12 protein-coding genes are annotated in these 16,953 nt (G+C 72.8%); 10 read left to right on the top strand and 2 right to left on the bottom strand.

What is annotated here, in order from left to right; translation table 11 throughout:
* The first annotated feature begins 46 nt into the window (after window positions 1–46).
* The 4 genes from ACIGXW_RS33125 to ACIGXW_RS33110 are packed head-to-tail and all read left to right on the top strand — an operon-like array spanning window position 47 to window position 4,372.
* Window positions 47–1,222, top strand: a complete 1,176-nt coding sequence (locus ACIGXW_RS33125; RefSeq protein WP_071963431.1) for an ABC transporter ATP-binding protein — start codon at window positions 47–49, stop codon at window positions 1,220–1,222.
* A complete protein-coding gene (locus ACIGXW_RS33120) occupies window positions 1,222–2,148 on the top strand; it encodes an ABC transporter permease (protein WP_071963444.1) in 927 nt (308 codons plus the stop codon). Before ACIGXW_RS33125 ends, ACIGXW_RS33120 begins: the two co-directional genes overlap by 1 nt.
* Complete coding sequence (locus tag ACIGXW_RS33115) at window positions 2,148–2,954, top strand: ABC transporter permease (protein WP_360915558.1); 807 nt, start codon at window positions 2,148–2,150, stop codon at window positions 2,952–2,954. The genes ACIGXW_RS33120 and ACIGXW_RS33115 overlap by 1 nt, the downstream gene beginning before the upstream one ends.
* A 5-nt stretch (window positions 2,955–2,959) precedes the next feature.
* Entirely contained in the window at window positions 2,960–4,372 is a 1,413-nt protein-coding gene (locus ACIGXW_RS33110; protein ID WP_399576612.1) for an NAD(P)/FAD-dependent oxidoreductase, read from the top strand.
* Here ACIGXW_RS33110 and ACIGXW_RS33105 read toward each other — a convergent pair.
* Complete coding sequence (locus ACIGXW_RS33105; RefSeq protein ID WP_399576611.1) at window positions 4,355–4,930, bottom strand: phosphatase PAP2 family protein; 576 nt, start codon at window positions 4,928–4,930, stop codon at window positions 4,355–4,357. The genes ACIGXW_RS33110 and ACIGXW_RS33105 overlap by 18 nt on opposite strands.
* Before the next feature lie 426 nt (window positions 4,931–5,356).
* Entirely contained in the window at window positions 5,357–6,691 is a 1,335-nt protein-coding gene (gene gabT, locus ACIGXW_RS33100; RefSeq protein WP_071963435.1) for a 4-aminobutyrate--2-oxoglutarate transaminase, read from the bottom strand.
* A 238-nt stretch (window positions 6,692–6,929) separates the two neighbouring features.
* Here gabT and ACIGXW_RS33095 point away from each other — a divergent pair, with 238 nt between their 5' ends.
* The 6 genes from ACIGXW_RS33095 to ACIGXW_RS33070 all read left to right on the top strand — a co-directional run bounded on the left by ACIGXW_RS33095 (window position 6,930) and on the right by ACIGXW_RS33070 (window position 16,933).
* Window positions 6,930–9,311 (top strand): ATP/GTP-binding protein, encoded by a 2,382-nt coding sequence (locus tag ACIGXW_RS33095; RefSeq protein ID WP_071963442.1) that lies wholly within the window; start codon window positions 6,930–6,932, stop codon window positions 9,309–9,311.
* A gap of 118 nt (window positions 9,312–9,429) precedes the next feature.
* Complete coding sequence (locus ACIGXW_RS33090; RefSeq protein ID WP_399576610.1) at window positions 9,430–11,073, top strand: PucR family transcriptional regulator; 1,644 nt, start codon at window positions 9,430–9,432, stop codon at window positions 11,071–11,073.
* Between the two features lie 309 nt (window positions 11,074–11,382).
* Complete coding sequence (locus ACIGXW_RS33085; RefSeq protein WP_071963439.1) at window positions 11,383–12,828, top strand: aldehyde dehydrogenase family protein; 1,446 nt, start codon at window positions 11,383–11,385, stop codon at window positions 12,826–12,828.
* Between the two features lie 91 nt (window positions 12,829–12,919).
* On the top strand, window positions 12,920–14,170 hold the full coding sequence (locus tag ACIGXW_RS33080; protein ID WP_399576609.1) for a histidine kinase: 1,251 nt from the start codon (window positions 12,920–12,922) through the stop codon (window positions 14,168–14,170).
* Window positions 14,145–14,846 (top strand): response regulator, encoded by a 702-nt coding sequence (locus tag ACIGXW_RS33075; RefSeq protein ID WP_399576608.1) that lies wholly within the window; start codon window positions 14,145–14,147, stop codon window positions 14,844–14,846. The genes ACIGXW_RS33080 and ACIGXW_RS33075 overlap by 26 nt, the downstream gene beginning before the upstream one ends.
* A gap of 152 nt (window positions 14,847–14,998) precedes the next feature.
* Entirely contained in the window at window positions 14,999–16,933 is a 1,935-nt protein-coding gene (locus tag ACIGXW_RS33070) for an acyl-CoA dehydrogenase family protein (RefSeq protein WP_399576607.1), read from the top strand.
* Window positions 16,934–16,953: the final 20 nt, after the last annotated feature.

The raw sequence follows: 16,953 nt of genomic DNA, 5'->3' as shown, positions 1-16,953 counted from the left end.
GTGTTACGTGCTCTTCCGTCCCCACGACCCCCTGGACTTGAGACCCATGACGGCAACCGCCACGACCGGCACCAGCGGCACCGACGTCCGCCTGACCGGGATCAGCAAGACCTACGGCAGCTTCACCGCCGTGCACCCGCTCGACCTGTCGGTCCCTGCGGGCTCCTTCTTCGCCCTGCTCGGCGCCTCCGGCTGCGGCAAGACCACCACCCTGCGCATGATCGCCGGGCTGGAGGACCCCACCACCGGCACCGTGGAGCTCGCGGGCAAGGACGTCACCGGTCTCGCCCCGTACAAGCGGCCCGTCAACACCGTCTTCCAGAACTACGCGCTCTTCCCGCACCTGGACATCTACGAGAACGTCGCCTTCGGCCTGCGCCGCCGCGGTATCAAGTCCGTCAAGAAGCAGGTCGACGAGATGCTCGACCTCGTCCAGCTCGGCGACCTCGCGCGCCGCAAGCCGCAGCAGCTCTCCGGCGGACAGCAGCAGCGCGTCGCCGTCGCCCGCGCGCTCATCAACCACCCGCAGGTACTGCTCCTGGACGAGCCGCTGGGCGCCCTCGACCTCAAGCTGCGCCGCCAGATGCAGCTCGAGCTCAAGCGCATCCAGACCGAGGTCGGCATCACCTTCATCCACGTCACCCACGACCAGGAAGAGGCCATGACCATGGCGGACACGGTCGCGGTGATGAACGGCGGCCGGGTCGAGCAGCTCGGAGCGCCCGCCGACCTCTACGAGACGCCCCGCACCACCTTCGTCGCCAACTTCCTCGGCACCTCCAACCTCATCACCGCCGACGTCCTGGGCACCTCGGGCGACGACATCCTTCTGCGCGCCTGCGATACCAAACTCACCCTTCCGGCGACACGATGTACAGCCACCGCCCGCACGGGCGAGAAGCTCCTGGTCGGAATACGGCCCGAGAAGATCACCCTCACGCACGCCGACGACGCCGGCACCATCGCCGACGGCCGCAACCGCGTCACCGGCCGCATCGCCCAGTCCAGCTTCATCGGCGTCTCCACCCAGTACCTCGTCGACAGCCCGGTGGGTGCCGGCCTGTCCGTGTACGCGCAGAACATCGAGCGCGACTCCCGGCTGGTGCCGGGCGCCGACGTCGTCCTGCACTGGAACCCGGGCCACAGCTTCGGCCTGGACGCCGCCCAGAACATCGAGGCGGGCACCGACGTCGACCGCGCCGAGGCGGGAGAAGGTACGTGATGACGACGCCTACCCTCGCGGAACAGCCCCACGTCACCCCCGCCGCCACCCCGGAGGCCGCCCGCCGCAAGAGGCGCGTGCCCTACTGGCTCCTGCTCCCCGGCATCCTCTGGCTGCTCGTCTTCTTCGCCGCGCCCCTCGTCTACCAGGCGTCGACGTCCGTACAGACCGGCTCGCTCGAAGAAGGCTTCAAGGTCACCTGGCACGTCGCCACCTACTGGGACGCCCTGACCGAGTACTACCCGCAGTTCCTGCGCTCGGTCGGCTACGCCGCCACCGCCACCGCGCTCTGCCTGGTCCTCGGCTACCCGCTCGCGTACCTCATCGCCTTCAGGGCGGGCCGCTGGCGCAACCTCCTGATGGTCCTCGTCATCGCGCCGTTCTTCACCAGCTTCCTCATCCGCACCCTCGCCTGGAAGACGATCCTCTCCGACGGCGGGCCCGTCGTCTCCGCGCTCGACTCCCTGCACGTGCTCGCCCTCACCGACGCGCTCGGCGTCACCGAGGGGCACCGTGTGCTCGCCACCCCGCTCGCCGTCGTCTGCGGCCTGACCTACAACTTCCTGCCCTTCATGATCCTTCCGCTGTACACCTCGCTCGAACGCATCGACGGCCGCCTCCACGAAGCCGCCGGCGACCTCTACGCCCGGCCCGTGACCACCTTCCGCAAGGTGACCCTGCCGCTGTCCATGCCGGGCGTCGTCGCCGGCACGCTGCTGACCTTCATCCCCGCCACGGGCGACTACATCAACGCCGAACTGCTCGGCTCCACCGACCAGAAGATGATCGGCAACGTCATCCAGTCGCAGTTCCTGCGCGTCCTGGACTACCCGACCGCCGCCGCCCTGTCCTTCATCCTCATGGCCGCCATCCTCGCCATGGTCACGCTCTACATCCGCAAGTCCGGGACGGAGGACCTGGTCTGATGGCCCTCTACTCCCGTGCCGTGCGCGGCCTGCGCCGCAACCTCGTGGTGATCGCCGGACTGGGCACCCTGGCCTATCTGCTGCTGCCCAACGTCATCGTGACGGTCTTCTCCTTCAACAAGCCCAACGGCCGCTTCAACTACGAGTGGCAGCGCTTCTCCACGGACGCCTGGACCGACCCCTGCGGCGTCGCCGACCTGTGCGGCTCGCTGTCGCTGAGCCTGCGGATCGCGTTCTGGGCCACCGTCGGCGCCACCGTCCTGGGCACGATGATCGCCTTCGCGCTCGCCCGCTACCGCTTCAGGGCCCGCTCCTCCGTCAGCAACCTCATCTTCCTGCCGATGGCCATGCCCGAGGTCGTCATGGCCGCCTCGCTGGCCACCCTCTTCCTCAACATGGGCGTCACCTTCGGCTTCTGGACCGTCCTCATCGCCCACATCACGTTCTGTCTGAGCTTCGTGGTCACGGCGGTCAAGGCGCGCGTGATGAGCATGGACCCCCGCCTCGAACAGGCCGCCCAGGACCTCTACGCCACCCCGCTGCAGACCTTCCTGAAGGTGACCCTGCCCATCGCCGCCCCCGGCATCACCGCGGGCGCCCTGCTCTCCTTCGCGCTGTCCTTCGACGACTTCATCATCACGAACTTCAACTCCGGCTCGACCGTCACCTTCCCCATGTACGTCTGGGGATCCGCACAACGGGGCACACCCGTTCAAATCAATGTCATCGGAACGGCGATGTTCGCCATCGCCGTGCTGTGCGTGCTCGTCGGTCAGCTGGCCGGGAGACGCCGAAAAAGGAGCTGAGAACCATGGCGTCCAGTGCCATGAACCCTGCCGAAGCACTTTCCGACGCCACCCCCCGTCCCTACTGGCTCGACGACCCCGCCCGGCCCGAGGCGCTGCCCGCGCTCGTCGGCGACGAGTACTGCGACCTGCTCGTCGTCGGCGGCGGGTACGCCGGCCTGTGGACCGCCCTGGGCGCCAAGGAGCGCGACCCCGGCCGCGACGTCGTCCTGATCGAGGCGCAGGAGGCCGGCTGGGCCGCCTCCGGCCGCAACGGCGGCTTCTGCGCCGCCTCCCTCACCCACGGCTGGGCCAACGGCCACGCCCGCTGGCCCGCCGAGCTCACCACCCTGGAGGAGCTCGGCCACCGCAATCTCGACGGCATCGAGGCCGCCCTCGCCCGCCACGGCATCGACTGCGACTTCGAGCGCACCGGCGAGATCGACGTCGCCACCGCACCCCACCAGGTCAACGAGCTCAGGGAGGCCGCCGAGGAGGCGGCCTCCCTCGGCGTCGGCGGCCATGAGTTCCTCGACCGCGAAGCCCTGCGCGCCGAGGTGGACTCGCCGACCTTCCTCGCCGGCCTGTGGAACCGCCGCGGCGTGGCCATGCTGCACCCCGCCAAGCTCGCCTGGGGCCTCAAGCGCGCCTGCCTCGACCTCGGCGTACGGATATACGAGAACACCCCCGGCACCGAACTCTCCTCGCGCAGCTCCGGCGTGGCCGTCCGCACCCCCTACGGCCGTGTCTTCGCCCGCCACGCCGCGCTCGGCACCAACGCCTTCCCCTCACTGGTCAAGCGCCTGCGCCCGTACATCGCCCCGGTCTACGACTACGCGCTGATGACCGAGCCCCTCAGCGCCGAGCAGCTCGCCTCCGTCGGCTGGAAGCGACGGCAGGGCCTGAGCGACAGCGCCAACCACTTCCACTACTTCCGGCTGACCGCCGACCACCGCATCCTGTGGGGCGGCTACGACATCGTCTACCGCTACGGCGGCGGGGTCCGCGCCGAGTACGACCACCACCCGGCCACGTACCAGCGCCTCGCCGAGCACTTCTTCCGCTGCTTCCCCCAGCTCGAGGGCGTGCGCTTCTCGCACACCTGGGGCGGCGCCATCGACACCTGCTCGCGCTTCTCCGCCTTCTTCGGCACCGCCCACGGCGGCCGGGTCGCCTACGCCATGGGCTTCACCGGGCTCGGCGTCGGCGCGACCCGGTTCGGCGCGGAGGTCATGCTCGACCTGCTCGCCGGGGAGCGCACCGAGCGCACGGATCTGGAGATGGTCCGCAGCAAGCCACTGCCGTTCCCGCCGGAACCGGTGCGCTCGGTGGGCATCGGCATCACCCAGTGGGCCATGACCCGAGCCGACGAAAACGGCGGCCGCCGAAACCTTTGGCTCAAGACGCTGGACAAGGTAGGCCTAGGGTTCGACAGCTGATGGCCCGGTTGTGGGCAATCGTTCCGCAGGGCTGGGGGCACCCCCAGCGGTAGCTGGGGGAGGGTGGGCACAACCTGACCACCGGCGGAAACCCGACAGCACCACCCCGGCGAGGCACCACGCCCCGACCACATCCAACGGCCAGTGGTACCCACGGGCCACCAGCCCCAGGCCGACACCGGCGTTGAGCAGCACGTACGCGACCGTCAGCCACCGGGACCGGCACAGCAGCAGCCCTGCGGCTCCGTACGCCACCGCCGCCGTCGCCGCGTGCCCCGAGGGAAAGAACCCGTCATGTGCTCCCGGAGCCATGACGGGCGGCCCCGGCCGCGCGATCCACATCTTCAGAGGAACGACGAGCGCCGGCACCGCAGCCATCGCCAGGGCGGCGCCGAGTGCCGGCTTCCACCGCCGGTGGCGCAGGATGCTCCAGGCGATCGCCGCGATCAGCACCGGCAGCGCCACGACGGTGTTGCCCAGATCGGCGAGGAGTTCGGCGAGGCCGGACGGCACGGCGTCGGAGTCCGTGGCCGCGTGCCCCAGGCGTTCGTCGAGCACGCGCAGCGGCCCGTAGGCGGCGACCTGCCAGGTGATCAGGGCGAGGAGAACGGCGCACAGCGCCGGGAGGAGGACAGTCGGCGGCCCCGGAACAGGGGGGGTAGTTCCGGGGCCGCCGCGCCGGCCGGTGTGCCGCGCGCCCCGGGGGGTCTGGGGCGGGCGGCCGTCCGATCGGTGAGGATGTCCGGAGCCAAGGGCTCCAGGGGTGTGCGCGAAGGCACGGCCGGGTCGGCACTGGGGAAGTACCGGCACGGCGTCGTCCGCAGTCCCCTGCGGACGGGGTGTTTCATTCATCTGCAGAAACCGTACGGCAGGTAAGCGGGCTCCGATAGTCGGATCACCTGTCCGCCACCCGCCCCGCACAGGTTCTTCACTCGGTGACGAGCGGGGGAACCACAGGCGGGGCGGATCGCGGACGCCGGGGGACTACAGGCGGCCGAAGGCGGCCTCGATGATGTCGAGACCCTCGTTCAGCAGGTCCTCGCCGATGACCAGCGGCGGCAGGAAGCGCAGCACGTTGCCGTAGGTGCCGCAGGTCAGCACGACCAGGCCCTCGGCGTGGCAGGCCTTGGCGAGCGCGCCGGCGGCCTCCGCGTTCGGCTCCTTCGTCGCCGGGTCCTTCACCAGCTCGATCGCGATCATGCCGCCGCGGCCGCGGATGTCGCCGATGATCTCGAACTTCTCCTGCATCGCGGAGAGGCGGCCCTTCATGACCTCCTCGATGCGCTTGGCCTTGGCGTTGAGGTCCAGCTCGCGCATGGTCTCGATGGCGCCCAGCGCACCGGCGCAGGCCACCGGGTTGCCGCCGTAGGTGCCGCCGAGGCCACCCGCGTGCGCCGAGTCCATGATCTCCGCGCGACCGGTGACGGCGGCCAGCGGCAGACCGCCGGCGATGCCCTTGGCGGTGGTGATCAGGTCCGGGACGATGCCCTCGTCCTCGCAGGCGAACCACTGGCCGGTGCGGCAGAAGCCGGACTGGATCTCGTCCGCGACGAAGACGATGCCGTTGTCGTTGGCGAACTTCACGATCGCCGGGAGGAAGCCCTTGGCCGGCTCGATGAAGCCGCCCTCGCCGAGCACCGGCTCGATGATGATCGCGGCGACGTTGTCGGCGCCGACCTGCTTGGTGATCTGGTCGATGGCCTGGGCCGCGGCCTCGGGGCCGCAGTTCTCGGCACCGGTCGGCCAGCGGTAGCCGTAGGCCACCGGCACGCGGTAGACCTCGGGCGCGAACGGGCCGAAGCCGTGCTTGTACGGCATGTTCTTGGCGGTCAGCGCCATCGTCAGGTTGGTGCGGCCGTGGTAGCCGTGGTCGAAGACGACGACCGCCTGGCGCTTGGTGTACGCGCGGGCGATCTTGACGGCGTTCTCGACGGCCTCGGCGCCCGAGTTGAACAGCGCGGACTTCTTGGCGTGGTCGCCCGGGGTCAGCTCGGCGAGCTGCTCACAGACCTCCACGTAGCCCTCGTACGGCGTCACCATGAAACAGGTGTGGGTGAAGTCGGCCAGCTGCGCGGACGCGCGGCGCACGACCGCCTCGGCGCTGGCGCCGACCGAGGTCACCGCGATGCCCGAGCCGAAGTCGATCAGAGCGTTGCCGTCGACGTCCTCGATGATGCCGCCGCCCGCGCGCGTGGTGAAGACGGGCAGCACGGAGCCCACACCGCCGGCGACCGTGGCGGTACGGCGGGCCTGCAGCTCCTGCGACTTCGGGCCGGGGATGGCGGTGACGACGCGGCGCTCCTGCGGAATCGCGCTCATGTGGGCTCCTGGGGGTGTTTCGGACGCATCCGGGGTCTTTCCCCGCAGGCTAGGTGCGGGGGGTGGGGTCCGGCATGCGCCGTTCGGTAGTGGTCCGGACGTGTCGTTGTCCGCGGCGGACATGACGCCCCCGGGCCCCCCGCACGGCCGGAAACGCTGGAACTGTCGGTGCCGGGCACTAGATTGAGCTCCGGCACGCTCGGAAAGGGCCTGGCAGGCCAGGGGGGTACAAGGGGCGATGGACACCGACGGCTCGTACGACGCGCGCGGCACCCGCGCCCACCCGGTGCCCCACGCCGTGCCCCGCCCGGCCGGACCGCCGCCCCCGCCGCCGAAGGCCCCGCCCCTGCCCGCGTACGCCCCCGCGCCCCGCCCGCCCGTCGCGGAATGGCTCGACGCCCCCCGGCGGCCGGCCCCGCCGGGCGTCTTCCGGCACGGCCACGTCCCGCCGCCCGAGCCGGACCCGGACCGGGTCCCGGACCGTGCGCTGCTGTCCGGCGCCGTGATCTCGCTGCTGTCCGGGATGCTGCTGTGGACCCTGCTGTGGAACGGCTACATCCCGTACTGGCGCGTGCCCATGAAGCTGGTCACCCCCACCGAGTGGTGGCACGCCGGGGCGATGGGCGGCCCCGCGACGATGGACGCGGTCGAGGCCACGATCGTCTACCGCGCCGTGCTCGCCGCACTGCTGATCTACGGCTTCGGACGGCTGGGCAACTGGCCGGAACTGCTCAGCCGCTTCGTCAGCGGCCGCGCCCAGCCCTCCCGCGCCGCCGCCGCGGCACTGCTCGCGGGCATCGTCCAGCTGCTCGCCTGGAAGGGCACGCTCCCCGTCGTCGAACCCGTCCTCGTCCTCACCCCCGAGACATGGCTGCAGGGCGGCGGTGACCCCTACATGGCGGCGCTGGTCGTCTACGTCCTCTACGCCCTGATCGCCCTCGCCCTCCTGTGGCCCTTCGCCCGGCTGGGCGACTGGACGGCGATCGTCCGCCGGCGCCGCGCCCACAGCCCCCACCCGCCCGCCCGCACCTCCGCCGACGCCGCCCCCGCCCTCTCCCCGGCCGACTGGCCCGAGCTCAGGGCGGCCGGGCAGAGCGAGGCCGCCGACCGCCTCGCCGCCGACCTGGCCGCAGGCCGGATGAACGACGTCGACTGCGTCCGCGTCCGCCGCGCCTGGGCCTCGGCCGGGACCGATCCCGCCCGGCTGGCCGCCTTCCGGGACACCGTCCTGCGCCACGGCGCCGCGGCCTGGGCGCACCCCTCCGGCGACCGCGACCTGCCGGCCCGCACGGCCACCCACGACCTGCTCACCGCACAGGTGCGCATCGGCCGCGGCACCCACCACGACCGCACCCCCCACGCGCGCCGCGGCTGCGGCGTCGCCCTGGACCCCGCCGTCCTCGGCACCTCGCTGCTGGCCGTCGGGCCCCCCGGCGCCGGCAAGACCCGCCGCCTGGTCCGGCCCGTCGTCGAGACCCTCGCCCTCCAGGCGCTCGCCGGGCAGGGCAGCGTCGTCGCCGTGTGCGCCGCCGGGACACCGCTCGGCCCCGACGAGGCGTACGACGTCGTGATCAAGCCCGGCGACGGCACGTCCGTCCACGACCTCGACCTGTACGGCGGGACCACCGACCCCGACGAGGCCGCCGCCTTCCTCGCGGAGGGCCTCGTCGGCGACCTCGCCACCGTCGACACGCGCCGCGCCGCCACGGCCCTGGCCCAGCTGCTCGGCCCGTACCACGCCGCCCACGGCCGCTTCCCGGCCGTGCCCGAGCTCTACGAACTCCTCAGCGGCACGCCCGCCGTCCTCGCGGCGCTGCGCCAGAAGCTCGACGAGGGCGGCCACGAGGCGATGCGCCGCGAGCTGGAGGCCCGCCTGCGACAGGGCGGCTCGGCCTCCGACCCCTGCCCGGCCCTCGCCGACCGCATCGCGCTCCTCGACCGGCCGGCCTTCGCCGACTTCTTCGCCATCGGCGCCGACGCCCGGCCCTTCTCGCTGCGCTCGGTGCAGCACCACCCGCTGCGGGTCCGCATCGACCTGCCCGAACGCGGGCACGGGGAGGCGTCCCGGCTGCTCGCCCGGCTGATCCTCGCCCAGTTCACGGCGATGGCCACGGCCCGGGCGGACCGCTCCCTGTTCACCTGCCTGGTCCTCGACGACGCCACCAGCACCCTCACCGCCGAGACGGTCCGCGGCATCCAGCGCCTGCGGTCCGCGGGCGCCGGCGTGGTGCTCGGCCTGCGCACCGTCGACGACGTCGCCGAGAACCTGCACATCGCGCTGCTCAGCGCCGTCGGCTGCCACATGGCCTTCGCCGGCGTCACCACCTGGGACGGCCGGCGGTTCGCGGAGGCCTGGGGCACCGAATGGGTGGAGACGCGGGAGGTCGCCCAGCACGCCGTCTTCGCCGATCAGCCGCTCACCCGCGCCGTCCACGCACTGCGCAAGCTCGTCACCGGCCAGGCCGTCACCCGGGACGCGGTGACGGTGCGCAAAGTGGAGCGCGAGCGGTGGTCGGCGTCCGAGCTGGCGCACCAGGTGCCCGCCGGACACGCCGTGCTGTCCCTGACGACGGTCCACGGCGAGCACGTGCCCCCGCTGCTGGTGGATCTGCGCGACTGAGACATGACGCGGCGGCCTACGCCAAGTGGGCCCCGCGACCCTGCCGCCCTGGCAGAATTGAGGGGAGCCGTTCATACGGGACGGTGCAAAATCCCCTCCCGTCGAAGGTCCGCCATCCATGCCGCCCACGCTCGCCTCGCTCGTCCAGCACTCGGCGCTCAAGCTCACCGTGCTCGCGGGCGCGGACCGGCTGGACACCCCCGTCCGCTGGGCGCACGTCAGCGAGCTGGCCGATCCCGTGCCGTGGATGGACGGCGGCGAGCTGCTGCTCATCACGGCCATGAAGATCGACGCCGAGGACCGCGAGACGATGCGCCGCTATGTGCGGCGGTTGGTGCGGGCGGGCGTGGTCGGGCTCGGCTTTGCCGTCGGCGTCAACTACGAGCAGGTGCCCGACGCCCTCGTCGACGCGGCGCGGGAGGAGGGCCTGCCCCTGCTCGAGGTGCCGCGCCGTACCCCCTTCCTCGCCATCACCAAGGCCGTCTCCGCGGCTATCGCCGCCGACCAGTACCGCGCCGTGACCGCGGGCTTCGAGGCCCAGCGCGAGCTGACCCGGGCCGCCCTCGCCCCCGAGGGACCGGCCGCCCTGATCACCCGGCTGGCCGCGCACCTGGGCGGCTGGGCCGCGCTGTACGACGCCTCGGGCGCCGTCGTCGCCGCCGCGCCCGACTGGGCGGCGCGGCGGGCGGCCCGGCTGGGCGCCGACGTCGAGAGGCTGCGGGAGCGGCCCGCGCCCGCCAGCGTGGTCGTCGGCTCGGACGACGCCGAGGAGGGCGGCGACCGCGTCGAGCTCCAGTCTCTGGGCTCCGGCCGCCGCACCCGGGGCGTCCTGGCCGTCGGCACGGACGAGCCGCTGGGCACCGCCGAGCGCTACGCCGTGCACTCCGCGATCGCCCTGCTCACCCTCACCACCGAGCGCTCGCGCGCTCTGCAGGACGCCGAGCAGCGCCTGGGCGCGGCGGTGCTGCGCATGCTGCTGGCCGGCGAGCCGGACCATGCCCGGGCGGTGGCGGGGGAGCTGTACGGAGGGCTGCTGGACGCGCCGTTCCGCATGCTGGTGGCCGAAGCCGTGCCGTCCGGTGGTGCGGAGGAGGAACGGGCGCAGGAGACGGCCGAGGACCCGCTGGGCGCGCTGGCGGACGCGGTGGAGACCGCCGCGAGCCGCGTGGCCGAACCGGTCCTGGCGGTTCCGGAGGAGGACCGCATCCTCGTCCTGGCCCCCGACGGCGGCGCGGCCGTGGGCGCCTGCGTCGCGTACGCCCGCGCGGCCGAGGCCCGCCGCAGCGCCGCGTCCCGCGGCGGCGAACGCGGCGCCGGCCCGACCGAGGGCACGGGGGTCGCCCTCGGTCTGTCCGCTCCGGCCGGCCCCACGGGTGCGGCCGCCGCCTTCCGCCAGGCCGAACAGGCCCTGTCCGTGGCCCGCCGCCGGGGCCGCGTCCTCGTCGAGCACGAGGAGGTGGCCGCCGGTTCCGTCCTCCCCCTGCTGGCCGACGACGCCGTACGCGCCTTCGCCGACGGCACGCTGCGCGCCCTGTACGAGCACGACGCGACCGGCCGGGGCGACCTGGTCGCCTCGCTGCGGGCGTGGCTGTCGCGGCACGGGCAGTGGGACGCGGCGGCGGCCGATCTGGGGGTGCACCGCCATACGCTGCGCTATCGGATGCGGCGGGTGGAGGAGATCCTGGGGCGGTCCCTGGACGACCCGGACGCGCGCATGGAGCTGTGGCTGGCCCTGAAGGCGACGTCTGGGCCGCCGGTATAGGGGGGCGCGCCCCGGGGGGATATGCCCCTGCCCCGCCCTCTCACCGTCTCTTGTCCTCAAACGCCGGACGGGCTGAATACTCAGCCCGTCTGGGGGGCACCTCCCAGCGGTAGCTGGGGGAGTTTGAGGACCGGGGTCCGGGGCGGAGCCCCGGTTACGGGAAGGGGCGGGGTGGGGAAAAGGCCTTCTCCACGCCATAGCGGAGCACCCGGCCCGCCCCCTGCTCCACGGCGGACAAGCGACCCCGGACCGCCCCCCACCTACCGTGGGGGAGCCAATATCCACACCCCCACCTGGGAAGGGCCGATTGTGACTGCTCCCCACGCGTTCTGGCTGGCCGGCCGCGAGGCCACCGGCGAGGAGACCTTCGACGTCACGAACTCCTGGGACGGTCGTCTCGTCGGCACCGTGAGCGTGCCCACCGAGGCGCAGGTCGAGGAGGCCGTGGCCGCCGCGCACGCCGTGCGGGACGAGTTCGCCGCGACCCCCGCCCACGTCCGGGCCGCCGCTCTCGACCACGTCGTCAAGCGGCTCACCGAGCGCACCGAGGAGATCGCCCAGCTGATCTCCGCCGAGAACGGCAAGCCCATCAAGTGGGCGCGCGGCGAGGTCGGCCGTGCCGTCTCCGTCTTCCGCTGGGCCGCCGAGGAGGCGCGCCGCTTCAACGCCGGCGACGCCCAGCGCCTGGACACCGACGCCGGCGGCACCGGCCGCCTCGCGCTGACGCGCCGCTTCCCGCGCGGCACCGTGCTCGGCATCGCGCCCTTCAACTTCCCGCTCAACCTGAGCGCGCACAAGGTCGCCCCGGCCATCGCCGTCGGCGCCCCGATCATCCTCAAGCCGGCCCCGGCGACCCCGATCTCCTCCCTGGTCCTCGGTGAGATCCTCGCCGAGACGGACCTGCCGGCGGGCTCCTGGAGCGTCCTGCCCGTGCCCAACGACCGGATGCCCGCCCTGGTGCAGGACGAGCGGCTGCCGGTCATCTCCTTCACCGGCTCCGGCCCGGTCGGCTGGTCGATCCTCGACTCCGCGCCGCGCAAGCACGTCACCCTGGAGCTCGGCGGCAACGGCGCGGCCGTCGTCCTGGCCGACTGGTCCTCCGAGGAGGACCTGGACTGGGCGGCGCAGCGCATCGCCACCTTCTCCAACTACCAGGGCGGCCAGTCCTGCATCTCCGTGCAGCGCGTCATCGCCGACGCCTCGCTGTACGAGCGGCTGGTGCCGAAGGTCGTCGCGGCCGTCGAGGCGCAGGTGACGGGCGACCCGTCCGACGCCGCCACCGACGTCGGCCCGCTGGTCAGCGAGGACGCCGCCAAGCGCGTGGAGTCCTGGGTCGACGAGGCCGTCCAGGCCGGTGCGACGCTGCTCGCGGGCGGCAAGCGCGACGGCGCCACGTACGCCCCGACCGTCCTGGCGGACGTCCCGGCCGGCGTGACGATCGCCTGCGAGGAGGTCTTCGGCCCGGTCCTGACGATCACCAAGGCCGAGGGCGAGGACGCGGCGTTCGCGGCGGTCAACGACTCCCCGTACGGCCTGCAGGCGGGCGTGTTCACGCACGACCTGCAGACCGCCTTCCGCGCGCACCGCGCTCTGGAGACCGGTGGCGTGATCATCGGCGACGTCCCGTCCTACCGCGCGGACCAGATGCCCTACGGCGGCGCCAAGCAGTCCGGCGTGGGCCGCGAGGGCGTGCGCTACGCGATGGACGACTACACCTACGAGCGTGTTCTCGTCCTGACGGGTTTGAACCTGTAACAGCGTCAAACAGCTGCACAGCAGTGCGCTCCGGCATCGCGTGCCGGAGCGCACTGCTTTTCGCCTACCGGTACGCGGTTACGCTGCGGCGATGTGGACGGTGGGGGCACTGGAACGCAGGATCGCGGGGTGGCCGCGCGCGGCGCTGGACGTGCCGCTGGCGGTGGGCTTCACGATCGTGGCGCTGCTGCTGGCGCACGAGCGCCCGCCCGAGGGCTGGTACTGGGACCGGCCCGACACCCTGGGCTACGCGCTGATCTGCGCCGCCAATCTCGTCCTCGTCGCGCGCCGCCGGGCCCCCCGCACCGTCTTCGCGGCTGCCACGGCACTGTGGCTCTGGTACATCGCCGCGGGGTTCTGGCCCGTCGTCAACAGCGGCGCCCTGATGCTGGCCCTGTACACGGTGGCCGCCACCTGCCGCACGGCCCACGCCGCGGTCTGCGGGGCGACGCTCGCGGCGGTCTGGATCCTGGGGGCGCTGCTCTCGCGCAGCGGCGAGATGGCGACGGCCGTGGCCCAGGCCCTGGTCATCCCCTTCATCATCTGGAAGTTCGGCGACAACGCCCGCCGGCTGGCGGACCGTAACGTCACCCTGTCGGAGCTGACCGGCCAGCTGCGCCGCGAGCGCGAGGAGAACGCCCGCCACGCGGTCGCCGAGGAGCGGGTCCGCATCGCCCGGGAACTGCACGACGTGGTCGCCCACCACATGTCCGTCATCTCCGTGCAGGCGGGCCTGGCCCACTACGTCTTCACCAGCGACGCCACGACCGCCCGCGACGCCCTCGGCACGATCTCGGCCTCCAGCGGGGAGGCGCTGGAGGAGCTGCGCAGGCTCCTGGCCGTGCTGCGCGTGGGGCCCGAGGGCGTCGGCGAGAACCCCGGCGACGGCCCGTACCAGCCCGCGCCCGGCCTGGACCGGCTCGAGGAGACCGCCGAACGCGTCCGGGGCGCGGGCGTGGCGGTGGAGCTGGAGGTCGTGGGGGAGCGGCGGCCGCTGCCGCAGGGCCCGGACCTGTGCGCGTACCGCGTCGTCCAGGAGGCGCTGACCAACGTCATCAAGCACGCCCGCCCCGCCCGCGCCACCGTCCGCGTCGAATTCCGGCCGCACGAGCTGTCCGTACGGGTCACCGACGACGGCCGGGGGGCACTTCCGGCCATCCCGTCGCCGTCGGGCGGCCACGGGTTGATCGGCATGCGCGAGCGCGCAAGGATCTACGGGGGATCCCTGGCCGCCGGCCCGCGCGACGAGGGCGGGTTCGAGGTCCGGCTCACCCTTCCCCTCCAGTCGCCGGTGCAGGGGAGAGGGACGGCCGGGGATGACCGGGAAGGCCGAACGGAGTGAGGCCGCGGACATCCGCGTCCTCGTCGTGGACGACCAAGTCCTCATCCGCGCCGGAGTCGCCGCCCTGCTGCGCGCCGCCCCCGGCATGGCGGTCGTCGGCGAGGCGGCCGACGGCGAGGAGGCCATCGCGCTGGCCGCCGAGCACCGGCCCGACGTGATCCTCATGGACATCCGGATGCCCGGCCTCAGCGGCATCACGGCCACCGAACGCATCCTGGAGGCCGCCGCGGACCCCGCGCCCCGGGTGCTGGTCCTGACCACCTTCGACCTCGACGAGTACGTGTACGCGGCGCTGCGCGCGGGAGCCTCGGGCTTTCTGCTGAAGGACGCGGGCCCGCAGCGCCTGCTCGCCGCCGTGACGGCCGTGGCGGGCGGCGACACGCTCTTCGCGCCGACCGTCACCCGCCGCCTGGTCGAGGCCTTCGCCCGGCGCGAGCCCGACCCCGAGCCCGAGCCGCCCGCGCTCGAGGGGCTCACCGGCCGGGAGACGGAGGTGCTGCGGCTGACCGGACGCGGGCTGTCCAACGTCGAGATCGCCTCCGAGCTCGTCATCAGCGAGGCCACGGTCAAGACCCACCTCAACCGCGCCATGGCCAAACTGGGCCTGTGCAGCCGCGCCCAGGCGGTGGTGGTCGCCTACGAGAGCGGCCTGGTCACCCCCGGCGCGGCCCGCTGAAGCGCGCCGCCGCACACGCCCCACGCGCCCGGGCCGGAACCTTGCCCGGGGGCTGGTAGACGCCGTACGGATCGGGTAGGTACATACGGACGAGTAGCACCGGTCGGTAGTCGACCGGGACAACCGCCCCGACTGAAGCGGTGAGGTGCCAGATGACCGCACCATCCGTACGACCGGTCTCCGAGCGCGAGGCGCGCCAGGTCGCCGAAGCGGCCCGGGAGCAGGGATGGCAGAAGCCCAGCTTCGCCAAGGAGCTCTTCCTCGGCCGGTTCCGGCTCGACCTGCTGCACCCGCATCCGACCCCCGCCCCGGAGGACGTCAGGCGCGGCGAGGAGTTCCTCTCCAAGCTGCGCGACTTCTGCGAGACGCGGATCGACGGCGCCCGCATCGAGCGCGAAGCGAAGATCCCGGACGAGACGGTCACCGGGCTCAAGGAGCTCGGCGCCTTCGGCATGAAGATCGACATCAAGTACGGCGGCCTGGGCCTGACCCAGGTCTACTACAACAAGGCCCTGTCCCTGGTGGGCTCCGCCAGCCCCGTCGTGGGCGCCCTGCTCTCCGCCCACCAGTCCATCGGGGTGCCGCAGCCGCTGAAGCTCTTCGGCACCCAGGAGCAGAAGGACGCCTTCCTGCCGCGCTGCGCGCGCACCGACATCACCGCCTTCCTGCTCACCGAGCCCGACGTCGGCTCCGACCCGGCCCGGCTGGCGACGGCCGCCGTGCCCGACGGCGACGACTACATCCTCGACGGCGTGAAGCTGTGGACGACCAACGGCGTCGTCGCCGACCTGCTCGTCGTCATGGCCCGGGTGCCCAGGAGCGAGGGGCACAAGGGCGGCATCACCGCCTTCGTCGTCGAGGCGGCGGCCGAGGGCGTCACGGTGGAGAACCGCAACGCCTTCATGGGCCTGCGCGGCATCGAGAACGGCGTCACCCGCTTCCACCAGGTCCGCGTCCCCGCCGCCAACCGCATCGGCCCCGAGGGCTCCGGCCTGAAGATCGCCCTGACGACGCTGAACACGGGCCGGCTGTCCATTCCCGCCATGTGCGTCTCCGGCGGCAAATGGGCCCTGAAGATCGCCCGTGAGTGGTCCACCGCGCGCGAGCAGTGGGGCAAGCCCATCGCCAAGCACGAGGCGGTCGGCGCGAAGATCTCCTTCATCGCCGCCACCACCTTCGCCCTGGAGGCCATCCTCGACCTGTCCAGCCAGATGGCGGACGAGGACCGCAACGACATCCGCATCGAGGCCGCGCTCGCCAAGCTCTACGCCAGCGAGATGGCCTGGCTGATGACCGACGAACTGGTCCAGATCCGCGGCGGCCGCGGCTACGAGAGCGCAGCCTCACTGGCCGCCCGCGGCGAGCGGGCCGTCCCCGCCGAGCAGATGCTGCGCGACTCGCGCATCAACCGCATCTTCGAGGGCTCCACCGAGATCATGCACCTGCTCATCGCCCGCGAGGCCGTCGACGCCCACCTCTCCGTCGCCGGCGACCTCATCGACCCCGACAAGTCCCTCGGGGACAAGGCCAGGGCCGGCGCCCGCGCGGGCGGCTTCTACGCCCGCTGGCTGCCCAAGCTCGTCACCGGGCCCGGAGCGCTGCCGCGCACCTACTCCGAGTTCCACCCGGCCGGCCACCGCGACCTCTCCGGCCACCTGCGCTACGTCGAGCGCTCCTCGCGCAAGCTCGCCCGCTCCACCTTCTACGCCATGTCGCGCTGGCAGGGCCGCATGGAGACCAAGCAGGGCTTCCTGGGCCGCGTCGTCGACATCGGCGCCGAACTGTTCGCCATGAGCGCCGCCTGCGTACGGGCCGAGCACCTGCGCAGCCGGGGCGACCACGGTACCGAGGCGTACCAGCTCGCCGACGCCTTCTGCCGCCAGTCCCGCATCCGTGTGGAAGAGCTCTTCCGGCGGCTGTGGACCAACACCGACGAGCTCGACCGCAAGGTCGTCTCGGGCGTGATGTCCGGCTCCTACGAGTGGCTGGAGGCCGGCATCATCGACCCCAGCGGCGACGGCCCCTGGATCGCGGACGCCACCCCCGGGCCCTCCAAGGCCGAGAACGTCCACCGCCCGATCCGCTGATCGGATCACCCGATGGCCGC

It is taken from the genome of Streptomyces sp. NPDC053079 (assembly GCF_044546695.1).
Lineage (GTDB): Bacteria > Actinomycetota > Actinomycetes > Streptomycetales > Streptomycetaceae > Streptomyces.
Note: the sequence above shows the minus strand (reverse complement) of the source record. Positions and strands in the feature narration are given on the sequence as shown.